Raw genomic sequence first — 4,636 nt, 5'->3', positions numbered from 1 at the left:
GGACCGGCAAGCTCGTCCGATTGATCCAATTGTTGCAATGCATCCATGATCGCATCGAAGCTGACTGGTTCACCCGCCCCCGGCAGCATGCGAAGCGCTGGCACGGATTCTAACGCGCAGGCATCCGACGCCCATGACGAAAGGATGGCGCGCTTCTCCTGACCGTCCAGGGCAACGTCGGCCAAAACGTCGTGGGGATGTTTGAAATGCCGTGCCGGATGCAGCAATCGGTCCAGAAAAACATCGGGGGCCACGGGTTCAATCGAGGCAAAATGGGTCGAAATGGCTGCTTCCATTGATGGTCCTCCGCTTCAGACAATCTCCTGCGTGTTTGAGTTTGGCGGCTCTCGCGATTCCCGCCAGACGAAATTTTGGGACGTCTCAAGCAAGTTTCAATGGCTTGGCACGGGTCACATTTCCCGTGGTCAACGCCTTAGAACCATTTTATCCAGCCGGTGAAACAATCGGCGAGAATCTCAGTTCTGACGTCGGGCGAAAATCAAGGACCCGAATCCGGCAGGAGAACCAGTCATGTCTTACCTCTCTAGGAACTTGTGCATTGGCTTGATCACAGGAGCCCTGATGCTCTCGACTGGCGGCCTTGCTCCGGCCACCGCACAGGAAATTCCGAACGACTTCAGCGCAATCGTGCGTCAGAAGCTGCCCGCGGTTGTCGCCATCACGACCAGGCAGATCATCCAGGATCAAACGACGCTCAACGACTTTCCCAATCCCTTCGACGGAGGAGGGCGTATCCAGCCCCAGGTGCGGGAAGCACTCGGCTCCGGCTTTGTGATCAGTCCCGAAGGCTATATCGTCACCAATAACCATGTCGTCGCCGACGCAACTGAGATTCACGTCGTGTTCTCCGACAAGGAGACGGCGCCCGCCCGGGTGGTGGGCCGCGATCCGGCAACCGACATCGCGGTATTGAAAGTCGAGCCTCCGCCCAACATGACGGCGACGGCCTGGGGGGATTCGGACGCGATGCAACCAGGGGCCTGGACCATCGCCATCGGCAGTCCCTTCGGCCTCGGGGGCACGGTCACTGTTGGCGTCCTTTCTGCCCGCTCTCGCGATATCCAGGCCGGTCCTTACGACGATTTCCTGCAAACTGACGCCTCGATCAACAGAGGTAACTCGGGAGGTCCTTTGTTCAACGCGCGCGGCGAAGTCATCGGAGTCAACACGGCAATCGTGTCGCCGTCAGGCGGTAGCATAGGCATTGGGTTCGCGGTGCCCTCGCGCACAGCTCGGACTATCGTCGACCAACTGATCAGCACTGGCCGCATCGAGCGCGGCTTCATCGGCGTGCGTCTTCAGGAGATCACGCCCTCCATCGCCGAGGCGCTCGGAATGCCGGGCGCCAAGGGAGCGCTGGTTGCCTCGGTCGAGGCTGGCAGCCCGGCGCAGAAAGCGGGAATCCAGGCCGGCGACGTGATAACCCGGTTCAACGCCAAGGACATCCAAGGCGTCCATGACCTGACGCTGGCGGCAGCAAGCCAGAAGCCGGGATCGAAAGTCACCGTAACAACGAACCGGGGCGGCACAAACCAGGAATTGTCGCTGACTGTCGATCGACGCAGGGATCAGGAGGAACAGACCGGTGCCATTCCAAGCCTGGGGACTGAGGACCAGCGCCTTGGTATGTCGCTGAGCGCCATTCCGGACGAAGCGCGCCAGCAACTCGGCCTGCAGGCCGACACCACGGGCGTGTTCGTCCAGGATGTCGCTCCCAACAGTCCTGCGGCCGAAAGCGGCATCCGGCCCGGCGACGTCATCGTGTCGGCCAACAACCGAAACATGACCCAGCCGTCTGACGTCCGCGAGGAATGGGCGAAATCCCGTCAGCAGAAAAAGCCAGTGTTGTTCCGTATCGACCGGCAGGGACAATCGCTTTTCGTTGCTGTGGCAAACTCCTGACTGACAGGCCAGACGGCGTCGCGATCTGTGCTGCTGGGCTGGCCCCCTACCGGAGCGCACCAGAGTTGTGAAGCTGATGAGCGGTATGTTTGAAGTGGCGGTCCGGCTCAACATGCGGCTGCGGGAACTGCTCTGCGGCTTTGCGCGCACGGTCGGCGACTCCGGTCGGCGAGGCGAAAGTCCTTACGTTTCGGCGCATCCGGCGACCACACAGGTGGACAACAAAAGCCTGCGATCCGCTTCTGAGCGCGTGTGCTTTTATCGATGTAAGGAACTTCGCGCCACAGGTTTAGACTAGCGATCTCTGGCGTGTGAACGCAAGAGAAGTGGGCGATCTCCAAATCGGCTGTGTGATCAATGCTGTAGCGTTATCCAGTGGCCGACTGAGCCGCACGAGGCCTGTGATGCCTGCTACTCGGCTACGATGGTCGGGAGTCTGGAGCCCACGCGCAAGACCTATGACTGAACTGAAACGGGCACAAAGGTCGGTTTCACCGAGAAAGTGTCTGCAACGCTGCCGTGGATGACAAGACCGAATTGCACATTCGATGGGTTTGCTGATTTACTCCAGACGGGTGCCCGGTTCAGCCGGGTCGTCCTCGTCGGGCTTAAGCAGGTCAATAAGCGCGGCCGCTCGTGTTCCCGGAAGCGGGCGCCCCTGTCCCATTAACGCCTCGTCAGCAAAAGCCCATGCCCATGCCTCTCTCAATTCCTCGATCGACGCACCCGTTGCGATGATCTCCGCAACCGTAATATCGTCGGCTGATCCAATGACGGAGAGAACTTCTTGCCGTGTCATCGTTTGACCGCGTTCTGACTACAACTGAACTAGATGGAGATTTCATGGAGCACTTGCAACCGATCTAATGAGGGCTGTCGCAGGATTCCCTTGCGCAAGATCAGGGGCTGCGCAATGGGCGCCCTTCACCTAGCCAAACGCGCGCCACATAGGGCGCAGGGCGCAGAAATCGACGGAGCCCATGCGCTCGGCATTTGCGAAGACCCGGCAAGTCATCCAGATGATCGCCATCACTGAGGCCACTTGGTGGAACTCCTCCTGGATCATCCACGCAGCCGGAATCGGCCATGGGTGTTCTCAACAACCCGGAAACTCGGCCACGCACGGCCTATGCCCCAAGGCTGCCCGGCCGAATATGTTTGCGCGCGGATAACTCCGGTCTGTGAAGCAGCACCCTGTTGCGGCCCGTCTGCTTGGCAAGGTAAAGTGCGGCATCCGCCCGTTGCTGTAACTGCTCCGGCGAGATCGCCTCAGCGGTCTGAACGGCAACTCCAATGCTCAGGGTGACCCAGCGCGACACACGGGATCCAGGGTTGGGCAAAGCGGCAGCCTCGACGCTCTTACGCATTCGTTCAGCCACAGCGGCGGCCTCTTCCTCGTTCACCCCGGGCAGGAGCACGAGGAATTCTTCGCCGCCATAACGGGCAACGTGATCGCGATCACGCCTCACGTTTTCCTTCAAGATAGTTGCGACCTTTACCAAACACCGATCTCCCTCCGCATGGCCGAGGTGGTCGTTTAGCTTCTTGAAGTTGTCAATGTCGCACATCAGCATCGCGGCACCGGCAAGGCAACGTTTGTCGCTTCCCCATAGGCGCTCGAGTGTTTCCGTCATCCAGCGACGGTTGGAGATGCCGGTGAGTGGATCGGTCCTCGCCAGGAGTACCAGTCGATCATTCGCTTTCGCCAGTTGGGCGACCCTGCGTCGGTCGCGAAGCTCAAACAGGAAAGTCTTTTGAGCGAGAATTGTCATGATGCGCCGCGCGGCCACCGTTGCAAAGATACCGCTGGCGAAGAACAGCGTTCCAGCTACTGCACTCCCATGCGCGATGGCCGGGTTCTGCAGTTGAAGCATGAGATAAAGTCCGAGCGCCAGCGCAGCGATCGTCATCGTCCAGGCCAAGGGGATCCCGAAGATGATGATGGCTGTGATGGCCACGAACAACATGACGTTCAATTGCCGTTCGTAGAACTCGCCACCAGCGCTTGCTCCGACCAATGCGACTGACAACAAGATAAGGAACATGCCTGCGATCAGCGAGGCTCCTTGGAGCCAAGGCGCCTGCGGTTTGCGCCAAACAAGGACCACGGCCAACGCGACGGGCGGGATGATGGCGCCGGGCAGGAGCATGGACTGCGCTACGCCCCATGGAAGCAACGCCGCGTTCAATGCCAACGTCAGCACATCCAAAAATGCCACCCAGATCATCCACGCGCGGATGATTTTCGCCGTTTGCGACCAGACACGTGCTCGAAATAGGCGTTCGATCTCGCCACCCAGGCTGATTTCGCGCGTACGGCGCGCCAGAAGCCGGTCGACCTCAGCGGCTAGGGCAGGATCATCCTGCACATCGGGGGGCATCAGATCTGACAAGTCGATAGGCCCTACGCTGCTTTCTCCTGAATATCTATCCAAGCCATAGGCGGTCGGCGGTGGGCAAGCATGTCAACTTACCCTGAAGATTTGATTTATAGCTGCGATTTGCGAACAATCAGTCCCAAACCATCCGATGCTCGATGCGTAGCCGAATTAACCTTTGTAATTGCGGTGGCGCTGCACCGCTGTTATCCACGCCCCGCCGCTGGGCTCGGCGAAATGTTCCGAGAGCTTCTGAAGTTGAGCGCGTGAAGGAACGGGTGATGCCGATTCTTGTCATGTCGACCTTTCGAGTATTGCCTGCAGACCAACAGGAT

5 protein-coding genes are annotated in these 4,636 nt (G+C 59.4%); 1 reads left to right on the top strand and 4 read right to left on the bottom strand.

What is annotated here, in order from left to right; translation table 11 throughout:
- Positions 1 to 296, bottom strand: a 296-nt coding sequence (locus EN879_RS25025) for a hypothetical protein (protein WP_127274312.1), incomplete at its 3' end; no start/stop codon positions are given.
- Between the two features lie 286 nt (positions 297 to 582).
- On the opposite strand from EN879_RS25025, the gene EN879_RS25020 reads away from it, so the two are divergent.
- Positions 583 to 1,923, top strand: a complete 1,341-nt coding sequence (locus EN879_RS25020) for a Do family serine endopeptidase (protein ID WP_244514445.1) — start codon at positions 583 to 585, stop codon at positions 1,921 to 1,923.
- A 562-nt stretch (positions 1,924 to 2,485) separates the two neighbouring features.
- Here the strand turns inward: EN879_RS25020 and EN879_RS25015 are convergent.
- The 3 genes from EN879_RS25015 to EN879_RS39505 form a co-directional block, all read right to left on the bottom strand.
- Complete coding sequence (locus EN879_RS25015) at positions 2,486 to 2,722, bottom strand: hypothetical protein (protein WP_013525027.1); 237 nt, start codon at positions 2,720 to 2,722, stop codon at positions 2,486 to 2,488.
- Positions 2,723 to 3,050: 328 nt separating this feature from the next.
- Complete coding sequence (locus EN879_RS25010) at positions 3,051 to 4,304, bottom strand: diguanylate cyclase (RefSeq protein WP_063170825.1); 1,254 nt, start codon at positions 4,302 to 4,304, stop codon at positions 3,051 to 3,053.
- A gap of 130 nt (positions 4,305 to 4,434) precedes the next feature.
- On the bottom strand, positions 4,435 to 4,636 hold a 202-nt coding region (locus EN879_RS39505), incomplete at its 5' end, for a hypothetical protein (protein ID WP_206520999.1).

It is taken from the genome of Mesorhizobium sp. M7A.F.Ca.AU.002.02.1.1 (assembly GCF_003998535.1).
In the GTDB taxonomy this organism is placed as follows: domain Bacteria; phylum Pseudomonadota; class Alphaproteobacteria; order Rhizobiales; family Rhizobiaceae; genus Mesorhizobium; species Mesorhizobium ciceri.
This window is presented reverse-complemented; position numbering and strand designations above follow the sequence as displayed.